At 54.1% G+C, this 255-nt stretch carries 1 rRNA gene; it reads left to right on the top strand.

Going from position 1 to position 255, the window contains the following annotated elements:
* A 23S ribosomal RNA gene (locus tag C1Y42_RS23305) occupies positions 1-255 on the top strand; the annotation flags it as partial.

The raw sequence follows: 255 nt of genomic DNA, 5'->3' as shown, positions 1-255 counted from the left end.
AGGTGGTCAGGTAGAGAATACCAAGGCGCTTGAGAGAACTCGGGTGAAGGAACTAGGCAAAATGGTGCCGTAACTTCGGGAGAAGGCACGCTGGCGCGTAGGTGAAGGGACTTGCTCCCGGAGCCGAAGCCAGTCGAAGATACCAGCTGGCTGCAACTGTTTATTAAAAACACAGCACTGTGCAAACACGAAAGTGGACGTATACGGTGTGACGCCTGCCCGGTGCCGGAAGGTTAATTGATGGGGTTATCCGCA

The organism is Pantoea sp. ICBG 985 (assembly GCF_002928365.1).
In the GTDB taxonomy this organism is placed as follows: Bacteria; Pseudomonadota; Gammaproteobacteria; order Enterobacterales; family Enterobacteriaceae; genus Pantoea; species Pantoea dispersa.
This window is presented reverse-complemented; position numbering and strand designations above follow the sequence as displayed.